Source organism: Thioclava sp. (assembly GCF_048263065.1).
Lineage (GTDB): Bacteria > Pseudomonadota > Alphaproteobacteria > Rhodobacterales > Rhodobacteraceae > Thioclava.
Genome location: NZ_JBLXEM010000012.1, coordinates 38,783 through 54,565 on the forward strand (window position 1 = coordinate 38,783; position 15,783 = coordinate 54,565).

Annotated in this window: 16 protein-coding genes, 1 tRNA gene and 1 pseudogene; 11 read left to right on the forward strand and 7 right to left on the reverse strand. The window is 58.6% G+C overall.

Annotation, left to right across the window (positions count from 1 at the left end; translation table 11 throughout):
- Positions 1-5: 5 nt before the first annotated feature.
- The 8 genes and pseudogenes from ACN0SD_RS14480 to ACN0SD_RS14515 all read left to right on the forward strand — a co-directional run bounded on the left by ACN0SD_RS14480 (position 6) and on the right by ACN0SD_RS14515 (position 6,492).
- A tRNA-Leu gene (locus ACN0SD_RS14480) sits at positions 6-92 on the forward strand.
- 185 nt (positions 93-277) lie between these two features.
- A complete protein-coding gene (locus ACN0SD_RS14485) occupies positions 278-670 on the forward strand; it encodes a hypothetical protein (RefSeq protein ID WP_417808942.1) in 393 nt (130 codons plus the stop codon).
- On the forward strand, positions 651-971 hold the full coding sequence (locus ACN0SD_RS14490) for a calcium-binding protein (protein WP_417808943.1): 321 nt from the start codon (positions 651-653) through the stop codon (positions 969-971). Before ACN0SD_RS14485 ends, ACN0SD_RS14490 begins: the two co-directional genes overlap by 20 nt.
- Positions 972-1,180: 209 nt before the next feature.
- A pseudogene (locus ACN0SD_RS14495) lies at positions 1,181-1,809 on the forward strand (Hint domain-containing protein).
- A gap of 100 nt (positions 1,810-1,909) precedes the next feature.
- Positions 1,910-3,013, forward strand: coding sequence for an ABC transporter ATP-binding protein (locus tag ACN0SD_RS14500; protein ID WP_417808944.1), 1,104 nt, complete (start codon positions 1,910-1,912; stop codon positions 3,011-3,013).
- Between the two features lie 94 nt (positions 3,014-3,107).
- Positions 3,108-4,184, forward strand: a complete 1,077-nt coding sequence (locus ACN0SD_RS14505) for an ABC transporter substrate-binding protein (RefSeq protein ID WP_417808945.1) — start codon at positions 3,108-3,110, stop codon at positions 4,182-4,184.
- A gap of 133 nt (positions 4,185-4,317) precedes the next feature.
- On the forward strand, positions 4,318-5,568 hold the full coding sequence (locus ACN0SD_RS14510) for an ABC transporter permease (protein ID WP_417808946.1): 1,251 nt from the start codon (positions 4,318-4,320) through the stop codon (positions 5,566-5,568).
- A gap of 12 nt (positions 5,569-5,580) precedes the next feature.
- The gene (locus ACN0SD_RS14515) at positions 5,581-6,492 is read left to right on the forward strand and encodes an ABC transporter permease (protein ID WP_417808947.1); all 912 of its coding nucleotides are present in this window, start codon (positions 5,581-5,583) and stop codon (positions 6,490-6,492) included.
- Here the strand turns inward: ACN0SD_RS14515 and ACN0SD_RS14520 are convergent.
- The 3 genes from ACN0SD_RS14520 to thyX form a co-directional block, all read right to left on the reverse strand.
- A complete protein-coding gene (locus ACN0SD_RS14520) occupies positions 6,489-6,908 on the reverse strand; it encodes a DUF1810 domain-containing protein (protein ID WP_417808948.1) in 420 nt (139 codons plus the stop codon). The two genes, ACN0SD_RS14515 and ACN0SD_RS14520, sit on opposite strands and share 4 nt — an antisense overlap.
- Positions 6,909-6,986: 78 nt before the next feature.
- Positions 6,987-8,030: a type I restriction endonuclease gene (locus tag ACN0SD_RS14525; protein WP_417808949.1), complete on the reverse strand. Its 1,044-nt coding sequence runs from the start codon at positions 8,028-8,030 to the stop codon at positions 6,987-6,989.
- The gene (gene thyX / locus ACN0SD_RS14530) at positions 8,020-8,943 is read right to left on the reverse strand and encodes an FAD-dependent thymidylate synthase (RefSeq protein WP_417808950.1); all 924 of its coding nucleotides are present in this window, start codon (positions 8,941-8,943) and stop codon (positions 8,020-8,022) included. The genes ACN0SD_RS14525 and thyX overlap by 11 nt, the downstream gene beginning before the upstream one ends.
- A 165-nt stretch (positions 8,944-9,108) precedes the next feature.
- Here thyX and ACN0SD_RS14535 point away from each other — a divergent pair, with 165 nt between their 5' ends.
- Complete coding sequence (locus tag ACN0SD_RS14535; RefSeq protein WP_417808951.1) at positions 9,109-9,543, forward strand: VOC family protein; 435 nt, start codon at positions 9,109-9,111, stop codon at positions 9,541-9,543.
- Here ACN0SD_RS14535 and pth read toward each other — a convergent pair whose 3' ends face one another.
- Together pth and ACN0SD_RS14545 are read right to left on the reverse strand one after the other, a co-directional pair.
- Entirely contained in the window at positions 9,544-10,245 is a 702-nt protein-coding gene (gene pth / locus ACN0SD_RS14540) for an aminoacyl-tRNA hydrolase (RefSeq protein ID WP_417808952.1), read from the reverse strand.
- 184 nt (positions 10,246-10,429) lie between these two features.
- A complete protein-coding gene (locus ACN0SD_RS14545) occupies positions 10,430-11,068 on the reverse strand; it encodes a 50S ribosomal protein L25/general stress protein Ctc (RefSeq protein ID WP_417808953.1) in 639 nt (212 codons plus the stop codon).
- Between the two features lie 188 nt (positions 11,069-11,256).
- On the opposite strand from ACN0SD_RS14545, the gene ACN0SD_RS14550 reads away from it, so the two are divergent.
- Positions 11,257-12,402, forward strand: a complete 1,146-nt coding sequence (locus ACN0SD_RS14550) for an MFS transporter (protein ID WP_417808954.1) — start codon at positions 11,257-11,259, stop codon at positions 12,400-12,402.
- On the opposite strand, the gene ACN0SD_RS14555 is transcribed toward ACN0SD_RS14550, so the two are convergent.
- On the reverse strand, positions 12,393-13,556 hold the full coding sequence (locus ACN0SD_RS14555; RefSeq protein ID WP_417808955.1) for an alpha-hydroxy acid oxidase: 1,164 nt from the start codon (positions 13,554-13,556) through the stop codon (positions 12,393-12,395). The two genes, ACN0SD_RS14550 and ACN0SD_RS14555, sit on opposite strands and share 10 nt — an antisense overlap.
- Before the next feature lie 206 nt (positions 13,557-13,762).
- Positions 13,763-14,554 carry a tryptophan synthase subunit alpha gene (trpA, locus tag ACN0SD_RS14560; RefSeq protein ID WP_417808956.1) on the reverse strand — a complete coding sequence of 264 codons (792 nt, stop codon included), beginning with the start codon at positions 14,552-14,554 and terminating at the stop codon, positions 13,763-13,765.
- Between the two features lie 129 nt (positions 14,555-14,683).
- On the opposite strand from trpA, the gene ychF reads away from it, so the two are divergent.
- A complete protein-coding gene (gene ychF / locus ACN0SD_RS14565) occupies positions 14,684-15,781 on the forward strand; it encodes a redox-regulated ATPase YchF (protein ID WP_417808957.1) in 1,098 nt (365 codons plus the stop codon).
- The last annotated feature ends 2 nt before the right edge of the window (positions 15,782-15,783 follow it).

Sequence of the window (15,783 nt, forward strand, 5' to 3'; positions counted from 1 at the left end):
ACTGTGCGGTCGTGGCGGAATTGGTAGACGCGCAGCGTTGAGGTCGCTGTGGGGTAACACCCGTGGAAGTTCGAGTCTTCTCGACCGCACCAGACTTGCCGAAAGGCCCGGACGCATTCCGTTCGGGCCTTCGTCATTTTTTCACACCGGTTGAATGGATTTGAATCAAAGTTAATCCATTGTTTGCAATCGATTAGCTTGGTTTTTGTAGTTTTTCTCAATGATGGCCTCGGGGGCTCTTGCTAGGGTGGCAAGGGCGATAAGGGCTGTTGTAATCATGGCGACCTATGAGGCCATTGGGTATTTCGGGGGCGACTTTGTCGTTGAGGGGGCCGGCAACATTTTGTTCGTCGGGTCCCGCGTCATGCTTGATCCGGGCTGGGATGCTTCAACCGATGCGCGAAAGTTCACCCTTAGCGATAATGATAACACGCTGAACGGTGATACCTGCAATGATGAGGTTGGCGATGATAGCGATCAGAGCGCCACAGTCGAAGATGCGCAGGGCAATGCTATTGCATCTGGCCAAGCCTATTCTGAGGCGTATTTTACCTTTAGCGCCCCAGATGGCACGGTCGTCTATGCCAATGTCATTGAAATTGGCGGCACGATTGATGGGGTTGTCACGTCGGAGCCGATCCAGCCGGGGGGTGACTTACAGCGTCTCTGAGATACACGAGATCAGTTCATCCAATGCAGCGACTTACGCAACGACTATCGGCGCAGATTACGATCCCGATGACGCAAATTCCATTCAGGGCGGGCAATATGCCGACTCGCTACAAGGTGGGGCGCTCAATGACACGATTGAGGCCGGCGCAGGCGGTGACACGATTGCGGGTGGTGCGGGCGATGATCAGATAGCGACGGGAGCGGGCGCTGATACGCTGATTTATGGCGATGGCGACGGGACCGATTCGGTCTCCGATCTCGATATGTCTGATGATGGGGCGGGGCAGACGGTCGATTAGTTTGACGTCTCGGGCCTGACCGACGGCAATGGCAATCCGATCAACGCTTGGGACATTAAGGTTAGCGATGATGGCGGTCGCAATTCGGTTCTTAGTTTTCCCAATGGTGAGAGCATTATTTTAAGGGGCGTGTCTTCCGCACAGGTTTCGACCGCGCGCAGCTCAATGCGATGGAAATTCCTTGTTTCGTTGCAGGCACCCAGATTGTAATGCCCACAGGGCCGCGCGCGGTTGAATCTCTGCGTCGGGGGGGGCTGGTGAACACGCGTGACGGGCCGCCGATGCCCGTGCTTTGGACTGGCTCGCGCAGCCTTTCGCACGAGGAATTGATGCGCGCGAACCGGGCCTTCGTCCTCATCAATTTCGCACGCAGGCCTTGGGCAATCGCGCCCCGCTGCGTCTGTCGGGGCAGCATTGCGTCTGGTTGCAAGACGGGCCGGCGGGTGCGTTGGGACGTGCTGCGCATTTGGCGGCCTGTGGCTGGGGTGGCGCGCGTGTCATGCGCGGGGTGCGCGCGGTGCACTACACCCACATCTTGCTGGCGCGCCACGCGCTGGTTCAGGCACAAGGAATCTGGGTCGAGAGCTTTTGGCCGGGCGTCGTCGCATTGCGCGCTCTTAGCCCTGCTGCGCGTTGGGAGTTGCTGCGCGCGATGCCCGATTTGGCGAGCATATTGTATGCCGACAAAGCGCTAGGTGATCGCTACGGTCCGCGGGTCCGCACTATTTTACCTAAGGTCAACATTGATCGCGGCGCTTGCAGGGGCTGGTCACGGCTTGCGCGAGTTGGCGCGCAAAGCGATGATTTTTCAGGCAATTCCTGCAAGCGACCCAGCTGATTTTGATTAAGTCCAAAAACCTGTTGAAATCTGCAAGCGCCCTTGTTTTAGTCATGTGCACGGGAATTGAACAAATATAAGAACCAACGGGGTGCCCGATTTGACCAACGCTGATAACGACGAGGGCTTCGTCGTCTTCGACCGCGTGCAAAAGAGCTATGACGGCGAAACGCTCGTCGTAAAGGATCTCAATCTCTCAATCGGCAAGGGCGAATTCGTGACGATGCTTGGGCCGTCAGGGTCTGGCAAGACGACGTGCTTGATGATGCTTGCAGGCTTTGAGATGGCCACGCATGGCGAGATCCGGCTGGATGGAGAAAACATCAATAATGTGCCCCCGCATAAGCGCGGCATTGGGATGGTGTTTCAGAATTACGCGCTATTTCCCCACATGACGGTGGGTGAGAACCTTGCCTTTCCGCTGAACGTTCGCGGCATGGGCAAGGATGAGCGGGAAACCAAGGTCAAGCGTGCACTGGATATGGTGCAGATGGGGGCATTTATTAATCGCCGCCCTGCGCAGCTTTCGGGCGGCCAGCAGCAGCGGATCGCTTTGGCCCGCGCGCTGGTGTTTGACCCCAAGCTAGTTTTGATGGACGAGCCGCTAGGTGCGCTTGATAAGCAGCTGCGCGAGCATATGCAGTTCGAGATCAAACACTTGCATGACTCGCTAGGGATCACGGTGGTCTATGTGACCCACGATCAGGGCGAGGCGTTGACGATGTCGGACCGCGTGGCCGTGTTTGACGATGGCCGCATCCAGCAACTTGCGCCGCCGGACGAACTATACGAACGCCCGCAAAACAGCTTTGTCGCGCAGTTTATCGGTGAAAATAACAAGCTGCCGGGAATTGTTGAAACCCTGAATGGCGATACTTGCACCGTCCGACTTGAAACCGGTGAGATCATCGACGCAACGGCGGTCAATATCCGTGAGGCAGGACAGAAAACCCTTGTCTCGATCCGGCCGGAACGCGTGGAATTCAAGCCCGACATGATGCCAGAAGGCTCGCACACGATCAGCGCCGAGGTGCTTGAGGTGATCTATATGGGCGACATCCTGCGGACCCGGATGCGGGTTGCGGGTTCGGATGATTTCGTGATGAAATCGCGCAACACGCTGGATCAGGTGCGCCTGAAACCGGGTGAGACGCTGAAAATTGGTTGGCACCCGCAAGACGCGCGCGCGCTTGAACCGATGTAAAAGACATCGCAGCGGCACCCGCTGCTGCGACCTGCCGCAATCCAGCGGCCAAGCGACAAAAAAGTCGTAAAATACTACCAACTGGGAGTTACACATGAAGAAGATCTTGATTTTGAGTACAGCAGTGTTCGGCCTTGCCGGCGTTGCGGCTCAAGCTGAATCGGTCACCGTCCTGTCCTGGGGCGGCGCCTATGAGAAAAGCCAAGTTGAGGCCTATAACAAGCCCTTCACCGAGGCGACCGGCATCGATGTGAATATGCAAGCCGCCGATAACCCCGGCACCCCGATCAAGGCGCAGGTTGAGGCCAACAACGTCTCTATCGACGTGGCCGATGTCGAGAAATCTGACGCCGTGCGCCTGTGCGACGAAGGTCTGCTTGAGCCGATTGATCCCGATACCGATCTGGCCGCTGCACCCGATGGAACGCCTGCTTCGGAGGATTTCATTGACGGAGCGCTCACGGATTGCGCCGTTGCAAATATCGTTTGGTCCACGGTCATGGCCTATAACACCGACAAGGTTGAAGGCTCCCCGACCACCATCGCCGATTTCTTTGACACCAAGAAATTCCCCGGCAAGCGCGGCCTGCGCAAATCCGCCAAAGCGACGATGGAAATGGCGCTGATGGCCGATGGCGTGCCCGCAGCGGACGTCTACAAAGTGCTCTCGACCCCCGAAGGTGTGGATCGCGCGTTTAAGAAACTCGACACGATCAAGGGCGATATTGTCTGGTGGGATGCCGGCGCGCAACCGCCGCAGCTTCTGGCTGATGGCGAAGTGGTCATGACCACCGCGTATAACGGGCGGATCTTCAACGCCCAAGTGGCCGAAAACCAGCCCTTCAAGATCGTCTGGGACGGTCAGGTTCTGGATTTTGACCTCTTCGTGATCCCCAAGGGCGCACCGCATATGAAAGAGGCTAAGGAATATCTGAAATTCGCGACCAGCACGCAGCAGCTTGCGGATCAAGCGAAATGGATTTCCTACGGTCCGGCACGTAAATCTTCAGCACCGCTGGTCGGCCTGTATCAGGACGGCAAGACCGAAATGGGCCCCGAAATGCCCACCGCTGAAGCGAATATGAAGAACGCGCTGGTCAATGACTTTGAGTTCTGGGCCGATCATGACACCGAGCTGAGCGAGCGTTTCAACGCTTGGCTTGCTGGCTAATCTGACACCGGGCCGCGCGAGGTGACTTGCGCGGCTCGATCCGTTTTTCAAGGGCCGACGCCATATTGCGCGCCCTCTTTAATATCGAATTTCGTCGCCTGCCGCGCGCAGCCCCGCTTCCCGAGGAGAGATGATGACAGATGTCACGACCGAATTGAGGACCGCAGACGGCAAGTCGCTAAAGGCGGCGCTGGCAGCAAGTCAGGTGCGCGCGAAACGGCGGGCGTTTTTCCTCGTGGCGCCGCTCTTGTTGTTTATCCTCGTGACCTTTGTCGTGCCGATCGGACAGATGCTCAAGCAATCGGTTTATAATGACGGGTTTTCCTCGACCGCGCCCGCGCTGGACGCATGGTTCAAGGCCAACCCGCTGGGCACCCCGATTGACGAAAGCGCCTATGCGGCGCTGGCCTCAGACCTCAAACTGATGAAGACGGATCGCACACAGGGGCAGGCGGGCACGCGGATTAACTATGACGTGGCGGGCACGCGCTCACTGTTTACCTCGACCGCGCGCAAGATCGACAAGCTTGAGCCGCCGTGGAAAGAGGCGATCTTGGGTGCCGACGCGGGCTGGAACGATCCTAACCTGTGGCGCGCGATGCGCTCGGCCTCCAACCCCTATACTATTGATTTCTACCTCGCAGCGATGGATCACACGCGCGACAAGGACAATAATATCGTTCCCGTGAACCCCAACCGCGCGATCTATGGCAAATTGTTTGGCCGCACCGCGATGTTGTCGATCATCATCACCGTGCTGTGCATGATCCTCGCCTTTCCGATTGCGCATCTGTTGGCCACCTTGCCATTGGCGAAATCAAACCTGCTGATGATTTTCGTGCTGCTACCGTTCTGGACCTCGCTTTTAGTGCGCACGACCTCGTGGATGGTGCTGTTGCAACAGCAAGGCGTGCTGAATGATATCCTCGTCTGGAGCGGGCTGATCGATAACGGCCAACGCCTTGAGATGATGTATAACAAAACCGGCACGATCATCGCGATGACGCATATCTTGCTGCCATTCATGGTGCTGCCGCTTTATTCCGTGATGCGCACGATCCCGCCAAGCTATGTGCGTGCCGCGCGCAGTCTTGGCGCCACAAGCTGGACGGCGTTTCGCAAGATCTACCTGCCCCAAACCCTGCCGGGGATCGGGGCGGGCTCACTGTTGGTCTTCATCCTGTCCGTTGGCTATTACATCACGCCCGCCTTGGTGGGTGGTGCCGATGGTCAGCTGATCTCGAACATGATCGCCTTCCACATGCAAAACTCGCTCAACTGGTCGCTGGCGGCGGCGCTTGCCTCGCTGCTGCTGGGCGGGGTCGTGGTGCTGTATTGGCTCTATGACCGGCTTGTGGGCATCGACAACATGAAACTGGGCTGAGGAGACACCGACATGGCACTTCCCGCTTATGCAAGCCCGCTCGAACGCGTTTGGCATTACACCTATCTCGTGATGTGCGGGCTGATTTTCTTCTTCCTGATCGCGCCAATCGTCGTGATTATCCCGCTGTCGTTCAACGCGCAGCCCTATTTCACCTTCACCAAAGAGATGCTCAACTTCAATCCGGCGGGCTATTCGATGCGCTGGTATGATCTGCTGCTGACCTTCGGCATGCAGGAACCGCAGGCCGAGCGGGGCTGGTCGTGGTGGATGGATGCCTGGCAGCACGCGACCTGGATCGGGGTGGCGAAAAACTCGCTTATCATCGGGTTTTTCGCAACGATTGTGGCGACCTCGCTGGGCACATTGGCCGCGCTTGGTCTGTCGCGCCCCGAGATGCCCTATCGCCGCGCGATCATGGCGATCCTGATCTCGCCGATGATTGTGCCGATCATCATCACCGCAACGGGGCTGTTCTTCTTCTACTCCAAGGTCGGGCTGGCCCATACCTATCCCGGCATCATCATGGCCCATGCAACGCTGGGCATTCCGTTCGTGATCATCACCGTGACGGCAACGCTGGTGGGCTTTGACAATTCGCTGAGCCGAGCGGCGGCGAATATGGGGGCTAATCCGCGCACGACGTTCTTTAAAATCATCATGCCGCTGATCCTACCCGGCGTGGTGTCGGGCGCGCTGTTTGCCTTTGTGTCCTCGTTCGACGAGGTCGTCGTGGTGCTGTTCGTGGGCGGCTACGAGCAACAAACCATCCCGCGTCAGATGTGGAACGGCATCCGCGAGCAGATCAGCCCGGCAATCCTCGCCGTGGCGACGATCCTCGTGTTCTTCTCCATCGCGCTGCTGACCACGGTCGAGCTATTGCGCCGCAGGTCTGAACGGCTGCGGGGGATGTCACCGGGCTAGGCTTGCGGGCCGATTTCGGCCAGTGTCAGAGGGCAACGTTGCCCGCTATAGAATGTTTCAAGGAGCCGGGAAAACACCGGCTCCTTTCCATTTGAGGCAGCTTCGAACAGCGTCGCGCAAGAGCGCAGTTTGAGCGCATCGATCGGCCCCATGATGTCCTCGATACCGGTGTCAGAATGGGCAAGCACCGCCTCGGATGCCTCTACCAGCCGCGCGCGCAATATCGGATCAGCGAGATAGTCCCGCGCCTCGGCCAGATTCCTGATCCCATACTCGCGCGCCCGCTGACTGCGCCCAAGCGCGGCGAGCTGCGGGAATATCCACCAGATCCAATGCGTGACCTTGCGCCCTTGGCGAAGTTCGCGCAGGGCGATGGGATAGTCGCGCGATTGCGGGGCGTGAAAGCGTTGATTCATTTGAAGAGTGTAGCACGGTTGCTGCCTCGCGAGGAGGGCCGCAACCGACCCGGCGTTGCCGCCGGGCGGGCGGTTGATTTAAGCGTAGGCTTTCGCTGTCTCTATCAGCCGTGTCGAGAACTGATAGATATCGGTCAGTTCGCTAATCGGCAGTCGTTCTTCGCTTTCGCCATCGAAAAGCCCGAGATACCATTGCTTTCTATTGAGATGTAATCGCGCAAGCGGTTTCCTGTTGTTATCATCCACGAGCACGGCGCAATAACTCTTCGCGTCGCGCAGATTGATCCGTTTTGCATTTATTACTTCCCTGACGATGGCGCGAATTGTCATCATTCCTTCAATTTCTTCAGGTGTCGTCTCAATTTCGCTTTTCTCTATGCTCTCGTGTTCGCTGCTTTCGTTCTCAGCGCTGTTATTCAGAGCCGATGACAGCCGGGCGCGTACTTGATCACGAACGATCTCACGGAACGCAAATTTTGTTGCGGAACCCACTGCATCACGAACCTGCGCAGTGATCCTGCCTTCGTAGACATGAGTAGCAACGAGTTTAACAAACTCTGCCGAAGGTTCTTCAATCTCTTGAAGCAAGTACTTCTTAACTGCCGAGACATGCTTCAATCGCTCGGCGTTCGCGAGGATTTTCTCAACGTCAAAGGAGGCTTTCTCGAATTTGGAAAGCTCGCCAATAGCGCTTGAACCACCGTCGAGAATGTCGAAGGTGAAGAAGGGTTTCCCATCCAGCTTGTTGGGTTCTTCAAGGTCGGAATAAAATTCGTAAACTTGACCATTCGTAAGAATCGCAAATTTCGCCTTTGTAACTGAGAAGTAGCGATAGAGCTGGGCAAGGTGCTTTTTGTCGAGCTGGCTGTTCAGTGCTTTGCACTCGATTAGTATCTGAATTTCATCGCCGATCTTGATCGCGTAATCGACTTTTTCGCCTTTCTTTCCGATAACATCGGCGGTGAATTCGGGAATGACCTCGGCGGGATTGAAGACGTCGTAACCGAGAGCTTGCAGGAAAGGCAAAACAACTGATGTTTTAACTGCCTCTTCTGTCCCTATCGTCGCCGAGTGCTGCGATATTCTATCCGCCAAAATTTTCAGTGCGGTTTCAATTCCCATTTCCCCAAATCTCCTGAAATTCCCGCCATTCGCCTTTGCTCATGCCGGAGGTCTCTTGTGTAATGTTTTCACCATTCAATTTACGCTTGAGAACGTCGACCGCCTTCCCGCTCAAATTTACCCCGCCCAGACGGTAATCCTCGAAGGCTTCATAGGCGCTCGGCACCCAGTCTTTCACGATGTCGCACATGGTTTCGGCGTAGACGCGGATTTCGTATTGGGCGTGGGGGTCGGCGCGCAGGCGCAGGAAGTGGAACAGGTTGTGCAGGTCGATCTTCCAATACCATTGCGTGTAGATATTGGCGGGCAGGTTCATCCGCGCCAGTTCGCGCGCAAGGCCCAGCTTGCCGGTATCGGCGTCGGGCGTCAGCATGTCCTCGTAATGGTCATAGCTGCGCATCGCGTCTTCGCGCAGCAGGTCGAGCACGCGCGCGGCCTCCTCGCCTTGCAGCACCTCGCCGCGGCCTTGGTTGTTCTGCTTGGATTGCGCGGCCAACTGGTCAGCCGAGGGGATGTAGAACTCTCGATCCAAGATCGAATAACGCGCGGAGTATTCGTTGACGTTTGCCGTGCGATGGCGAATCCACTGGCGCGCCACAAAGACCGGCAGTTTGACGTGCAGCTTGACTTCGCACATCTCGAACGGGGTCGAGTGCCAGTGCCGCATCAGATAGCGGATTAGCCCGCGATCATCGCTGACCGCCTTGGTGCCGCGCCCGTATGACACGCGCGCGGCCTGACAGATCGCCTCGTCATCGCCCATATAGTCGATGACGCGCACCAGCCCGTGATCCAGCACCGGATGGGCGGTATAGAGCCGCGCCTCCATCCCCGGCGAGACCGCCCGCAGGGTTTGCGCGGTGTTGGCGCGCTGCGCCTCGATTTCCGCCATCTGTTCGGGGGTAAGCGCCATCTGTCAGTCCTCCATGTCGAATCGCACCGACTATATCTGCGAAGTCGCGCTGCGGGAACCGCGAGATGATGTGGGCCGTGGAAAGTATGAGGCGGCGCGGCCGTGGTTGCTTGCAAGCCCTGTGATGTGCACTAACTGAACAAGGCGTTCAGACAGGAGACAGAGATGAAAATCGAATATCTGCACACGATGGTGCGCGTGCTTGATCTTGAGAAATCAATCGCGTTTTACGAGTTGCTTGGTCTCAAAGAGCGCAAGCGGATGGAAAACGAGAAGGGGCGTTTCACGCTGGTTTTCATGTGCCCGCCGGGTCAGGAAGACGGGCATGCCGATGTTGAGCTGACCTGGAACTGGGACGGCGATAGCGGGCTGCCCTCGGATAGTCGCCATTTCGGCCATCTCGCTTACCAAGTCGAGAATATTTATGACCTGTGCCAGCACTTGATGGATAATGGCGTGACGATCAATCGCCCGCCGCGTGACGGGCATATGGCGTTCGTGCGCTCGCCAGATAATATCTCGGTCGAACTGCTGCAAATGGGCGAGGCGCTGCCGGTGAAAGAGCCTTGGTCGAGTATGGAAAACTCGGGGAAATGGTGATTACTTTTTGAAGTGATCCTTGAGACGCTCAAAGGGGCTGCGCGCGGGCGTGGCCTCTTTTTTGTCCGGCGCGGGTGGGGCAGCGGCTGGTGCAGGGGCCGTCACGGGTTTGGCTGTGCCGGTCGAGGCCCGCGGCGGGGTCACGCGCAGGGCGACGGCATTGAGGAATTTCGCGCCCTCACCCGCTGCCAGCGCCGGGGCGCCATCGGAAATGCCGCGCAGCAGATCGTCTAGCAGCTCGCCTTCGGCCTTGGCGAAATCGCCCAGAACATGGGCGACGACACGGTCCTTGTGGCCGGGGTGATCGATGCCAAGGCGCACGCGCGCGTAATCCGGGCCGAAATGCTGGTGGATCGAGCGTAGCCCGTTATGACCCGCATGCCCGCCCCCTTGTTTGAGGCGACATTTCCCAAGCGCCAGATCCAGCTCGTCGTGAAAAACGGTGATCTCGTCGGTCTCGCATTTGTAGAAATCCGCCGCCGTGCGCACCGATTGACCTGACAGGTTCATAAAGGTTTCGGGCTTGAGTAACACCACACGATCCGAGCCAAAGCGCCCTTCGCTGACCTGACCCTGGAATTTCGAGCGCCACGGCCCAAAACCATGATCGGCCGCGATCCTGTCCAGCGCCATGAAGCCGATATTGTGCCGGTTGCTGGCATATTTCGCGCCAGGATTGCCCAGTCCTACCCAGAGTTGCATCGCCTGCTCCTGATGCTTTCGGCGGCCTTGGGGGCGCTGCCCCCTCGGGCCTTGCCCTCACCCCCGGGATATTTCAACCAAGGGGAAGAGGAAAGGGGCGCGGGCGAATGCGACGGCGCGGATACGGAAAAACGCGGAGCCATGAGAGGCCCCGCGTTTCAAATTGTCAGCCAAGAAAGAGGAATTATTCCTCGGTGGCCTCGGCTTCGTCACCTTCGCCTTCGGCCTCGTCATCGGTTGAACCGCCGCCAAAGCCTTTGGGCTGAGCCACGTTCGCGATCACGAAGTCACGGTCGATCGTGGGTTTCGCGCCTTTGGGCAAAGTCACGTTCGAGATGTGAATGGTATCGCCGATTTCGGTGCCTTCGAGATCCACAACGATCTGATCGGGAATATCACCAGCCAGAACATTCAGTTCGACTTCGGGACGCACGGCCACAAGTGTGCCGCCGCGCTTGAGACCCGGGGATTTCTCGTGGTTGATGAACTCGACATGCACGAACAGCGAGATGCGCGAGTTGCGGTGGGTACGCATGAAGTCGATATGGGTCGGCAGATCCTTGACGACATCTTTCTGCACGCCGCGGCAGATTACACGCACGTCGTCCTGGCCTTCCATCTTCAGATTGAAGAGGGTGGACATGAAACGGCCCCGGCGCAGACGCGTCAGGAGTTTGTTGTAATCAAGGTTGATCGCGACCGGGTCGCTGCCATCCCCATAAACGATACCGGGCACAAAGCCCTCGCGGCGAGCTTTACGGGCGGCCCCCTTGCCTGTCCCCGTGCGCGCCACGGCGTCGAGAGTTTCGATCTCTTTTGCCATTGCTGGTCTCCAATTTGTCAAAGTGATGGGCTGCCTCCAAGGGTGTCGGGCCCACGAAACCGCGCGGATACTGGGGCTAGAGCCAAAACGCAAGGAGATTCGTCCCGTATGGGCCAAGTTCGCGGCGCTTGGCGTGCGCTTTTGGCAGTGATAGCGCTAGAGATGCGACAGCGAAAGAGGGGCGGGCGATGGCACTGCGAGCGGCAATCAAGGCGAGCCGCGCCACCGGGATCGGGCTGGGCGCGCTCGGGTTTTTCTGGGGCGGGTTTGCCGCGTTGATGCCTGATTGGCAGGCCCGTGCCGGGGTGTCAGATGCGGGTCTGGGGTTATTGTTGTTGCTGGCTAGCCTTGGCGGAATGTCGGCGATGGCGGCTGGCCCTTGGGTGCAGCGCGCTTTGGGGGCGCTCTCGTTGCCGGTTTTGGCGGCGCAGCTTGGGGGCGTCGGTTTGATGGCATGGGCGATCGGCTCGCCCCTTAGTCTTGGATTGGTGCTGATCTGGCTTGGCTGGTCGATGGCGGGGCTTGATATTGCAAGCAATGTCGAGATTTCCCATCGTGAGGCTGAAACCGGTTTGCCGTTGATGAACTGGAATCATGCGCTGTTTTCCTTTGGCTTTGCGGGCGCTGCGGCGCTTGCGGGGATTGCGCGGCAGGCGGGCGTCGGGCCGGGCGCGATCATGGCGGCGAACGGGGTGTGTGTGTTGATCGCAGCGCTCGCCACGCGTGAGCGAGTGACACAAGCGGGAGCGGCTTCTGAGCGTGCCAGTCTGGGGCATCCACCTTGGGCCATAGTGGTTCCGGCGGGGATCATTCTGTTTCTGGCCTTCGTCGCCGAAAATTCCACGGAAAGCTGGTCTGCGCTGCATATCGAGCGCAGTTTCGGCGCGACTACGGGGGCAGGCGCTTTCGGCCCAATGATGTTCGGGCTGATGATGGGGCTGGGGCGGGTTTTTGGTCAGATGGCCGCCGCGCGTTTGGGAGAGGCACAGCTTGTGGCGCTGTCAGCCGTGTTGGCCGCCTTTGGTGCGACCCTTAGCGCCACGGCACCGGTGCAATGGCTGGCCGTGGCGGGTATCGCGTTGATTGGAGTCGGCAGTGCCGTCGTCGTCCCCTCGGTCAATTCGCTGCTGGGTCAGCGGGTTGCGCGTGCGGGGCGTGCGCTTGCGATGTCGCGCGCGTGGCTGATCGGGTTTACCGGATTCTTCGTCGGGCCGGTGGTGATGGGCGCGATTGCGCAAGGCGTGGGGCTGCGCTGGGCCTTTGCGGCCATCGCGCTGATTTTGATCGCGATCTTGCCTGGGCTGGCCCGGCTGATGCGCGCGCCTCAGTTATAGGTATCGAAAAAACCGTTCGGGATCAGTAGGTTGTGACGGTCCAAATCCTCGATCCGCCGTTCACCACACAACGCCATCGAGATATCCAGCTCTTTCTGGATCACTTCGAGCGCGCGGGTCACGCCCGCCTCGCCCATCGCACCGAGACCGTGAATATAAGCCCGCCCGATCATCACGCCCTTAGCGCCAAGCGCCAGCGCTTTGAGCACGTCCTGACCGGAGCGAATGCCGCTATCGAGCCAGACCTCAGTCTTGTTGCCCACCGCCGAAACGATATGGGGCAGCACGCGGATTGAGCTGAGCGCGCCGTCCAATTGTCGCCCGCCATGGTTGGACACGATGATCGCATCCGCCCCTGTGGCTGCGGCCAGTTCGGCATCCTCCGGGCTCAGGATGCCCTTCAAGATCACCTTGCCGCCCCACATATCCATCAGCTTCTTGATGCGGTCCCAGTTCAACGCCTGATCGAATTTCTCAGCCGTCCACGAGGCCAGCGACGAAGGGTCCGCCGCACTTTCGACATGGCCCACGATATTGCCGAAAAAGCGCCGCTTGGTGCCCAGCATCTCAAGCCCCCAACGCCATTTCGTCGCCAGATCCATCATCACCGGCAGCGTGAATTTCGGCGGCGCAGTCAGCCCGTTTTTCAGATCTTTGTGACGCTGCCCCAACAGTTGCAAATCGACCGTGATCACCAGTGCCGAACATCCCGCCGCACGCGCGCGATCCAGCACCCGCTTGTTGAACTCATCGTCGGTCAGCGTGTAAATCTGAAACCAGAACGGCGCATTGGTGTTTTCGGCCACATCCTCGATCGAACAAATCGACATCGTCGAAAGCGTGAACGGCACGCCGAATTTCTCAGCCGCTTTTGCCGCCTTGATCTCGCCATCGGCGCGCTGCATCCCCGTCAACCCGACCGGCGCGAGGGCAAGCGGCATCGCGTGAGTTTTGCCTAGCAGCGGTCCTTGCGTCGAGCGCCCGGTCATATCCACCGCGACCTTCTGATTCAGCCGGATCTGCGCGAAATCCGTGGTGTTCTCGCGGAAGGTCTGTTCCGTGTACGATCCGCTTTCAGCGTAATCGTAGAACATTTTCGGCGTGCGGCGTTTGTGCAGCCTTTTGAGGTCGTCGATACAGGTGATGACGGGCATGGTATCCTCCCCGGTTCGGTCAGTTTTCTTTACCAATAACGCGCGCGTTTCGCAATTACCTTGGCGCTTTGGGTTTTCTCCAAGGCTCTGTGCTTGGTGCAAAGGGTACATGTCGTATTGGAGGCCGGGACGCGTCTGCCGCCTCCAAATTCTCTAAATATCGCCGGGAGCTTGTGTGGCAGGTGGAGGCAGCGCCCCCGACCTGCTTAGGCGGAATGCGCACCCTTAGCCAAGCCCGCGACGAAATCAAGCACTTCGGAGACGGGCTTGCCGGTGCTGATTTCTTTCACGATGGCCGATCCCACAACGCAGCCATCGGCCACGCTTGCGATGGTTTGGGCGGCCTCAGGCGTAGTGATGCCAAAGCCCACGATGACGGGCAGATCGGTCTGCGCTTTGATCCGGGCCACTTCGGGGCCGACTTCGCCCGCTTGCGCTGCCTGAGCGCCAGTGATGCCGGTGACCGAGACATAATAGACAAAACCCGAGGTATTTTGTAGCACTTTGGGCAGGCGCGCATCATCGGTGGTCGGTGTGGCAAGCCGGATGAAATTGATGCCAGCTGCCTGCGCGGGAAGGCACAGCTCGCTGTCTTCTTCGGGGGGCAGATCAACCACGATCAGCCCGTCAATGCCCGCCGCTTTCGCGTCCACCAGAAAACGGTCCACGCCGCGGCTATAGATCGGGTTGTAGTAGCCCATCAGCACGATCGGCGTGGTGTCATCAGTTTTGCGAAACGCAGCCACCATATCGAGCGTCTTTTGCAGCGTCTGCCCGCCATCAAGCGCGCGCTGGCCTGCAAGCTGAATCGTCGGACCATCGGCCATCGGGTCGGTGAACGGCATGCCCAGCTCGATAATATCAACTCCAGCACCCGGCAGACCTTTCATCACCTCCAGCGAGGTTTCCAGATCGGGATCGCCCGCCATAATATAAGACACGAAGGCTTTCTTGCCCTGTTCTTTCAGGTCTGCGAATTTGGCGTCGATGCGAGTCATGGCGTCTCTCCGGTCAATTTAGACGCGGTTTGCGCCATGGTGGAGGGAAAATCAATGGCTCTGCGCGTCTGGCTTGCGCAAACGATGCCCAGTGAATAAGAAGCGCCAAGCCGCAATCAGGAGGGCGCAATGGGTTTCAAGATGGGTATCGTGGGGTTGCCGAATGTTGGCAAATCGACCCTGTTCAACGCGCTGACCAAGACAGCGGCAGCGCAGGCGGCCAATTTCCCGTTCTGCACGATCGAGCCCAATGTCGGCGAAGTCGCCGTGCCCGATGCGCGCCTTGAGAAGCTGGCCGCGATTTCGGGCTCGAAAGAAATCATCCCCACGCGCATGACCTTTGTCGATATCGCGGGTCTGGTGAAGGGTGCCTCAAAGGGCGAAGGGCTGGGCAACCAATTCCTTGCCAATATCCGCGAAGTTGATGCGATTGCCCATGTGCTGCGCTGCTTCGAGGATGGCGATGTGACCCACGTTGAGGGGCGCGTCGATCCGGTGGCGGATGCCGAAACCATCGAGACTGAATTGATGATCGCCGATCTCGAAAGCCTTGAGAAACGCCTCGCCAATCTTGCACGCAAGATCAAGTCGGGCGACAAGGATGCCAAAGACGCCGCGCGCCTGTTGGAACAGGCGAAAGAGGCGCTAGAGGCAGGCCGCCCGGCGCGCACGGTTGAGGTGTCGGAAGATGACCGTAAGGCGTGGGATATGCTGCAACTGCTGACCGCCAAGCCGGTGCTGTTTGTGTGCAATGTCGAAGAAGAAAACGCATCTGCGGGCAATTCCAAATCCGAAGCGGTGGCGAAAATGGCCGCTGAACAGGGCGCGGGCGCGGTGGTGATCTCGGCTAAGATTGAGGAAGAGATTTCCCAGCTTGATGCCGAGGAAGCTGAGATGTTTTTGACCGAGATGGGTCTCGAAGAGGCCGGTCTCGATCGTCTGATCCGTGCGGGCTATGAATTGCTGGGCTTGCAAACCTACTTCACCGTCGGCCCGAAAGAGGCGCGCGCCTGGACCATCCGCAAGGGCACATTGGCCCCGGCAGCCGCAGGCGTCATCCACGGCGATTTCGAACGCGGCTTCATCCGCTCGGAAACCGTGGGCTATGATGATTACATCGCCAACAAGGGCGAGGCAGGCGCCAAAGAGGCGGGCAAATTCCGCGTCGAGGGCAAGACCTACGAGGTCAAAGACGGCGACGTGCTGCACTTCTTGTTCAACGCGTAAGG

Coding starts and splice junctions, on each gene's coding strand:
- ACN0SD_RS14485 (WP_417808942.1), top strand. CDS start 278: ATGGCGACCTATGAGGCCATTGGGTATTTCGGGGGCGACTTTGTCGTT.
- ACN0SD_RS14505 (WP_417808945.1), top strand. CDS start 3,108: ATGAAGAAGATCTTGATTTTGAGTACAGCAGTGTTCGGCCTTGCCGGC.
- ACN0SD_RS14510 (WP_417808946.1), top strand. CDS start 4,318: ATGACAGATGTCACGACCGAATTGAGGACCGCAGACGGCAAGTCGCTA.
- ACN0SD_RS14515 (WP_417808947.1), top strand. CDS start 5,581: ATGGCACTTCCCGCTTATGCAAGCCCGCTCGAACGCGTTTGGCATTAC.
- ACN0SD_RS14520 (WP_417808948.1), bottom strand. CDS start 6,908: ATGAATCAACGCTTTCACGCCCCGCAATCGCGCGACTATCCCATCGCC.
- ACN0SD_RS14525 (WP_417808949.1), bottom strand. CDS start 8,030: ATGGGAATTGAAACCGCACTGAAAATTTTGGCGGATAGAATATCGCAG.
- thyX (WP_417808950.1), bottom strand. CDS start 8,943: ATGGCGCTTACCCCCGAACAGATGGCGGAAATCGAGGCGCAGCGCGCC.
- ACN0SD_RS14535 (WP_417808951.1), top strand. CDS start 9,109: ATGAAAATCGAATATCTGCACACGATGGTGCGCGTGCTTGATCTTGAG.
- pth (WP_417808952.1), bottom strand. CDS start 10,245: ATGCAACTCTGGGTAGGACTGGGCAATCCTGGCGCGAAATATGCCAGC.
- ACN0SD_RS14545 (WP_417808953.1), bottom strand. CDS start 11,068: ATGGCAAAAGAGATCGAAACTCTCGACGCCGTGGCGCGCACGGGGACA.
- ACN0SD_RS14550 (WP_417808954.1), top strand. CDS start 11,257: ATGGCACTGCGAGCGGCAATCAAGGCGAGCCGCGCCACCGGGATCGGG.
- ACN0SD_RS14555 (WP_417808955.1), bottom strand. CDS start 13,556: ATGCCCGTCATCACCTGTATCGACGACCTCAAAAGGCTGCACAAACGC.
- trpA (WP_417808956.1), bottom strand. CDS start 14,554: ATGACTCGCATCGACGCCAAATTCGCAGACCTGAAAGAACAGGGCAAG.
- ychF (WP_417808957.1), top strand. CDS start 14,684: ATGGGTTTCAAGATGGGTATCGTGGGGTTGCCGAATGTTGGCAAATCG.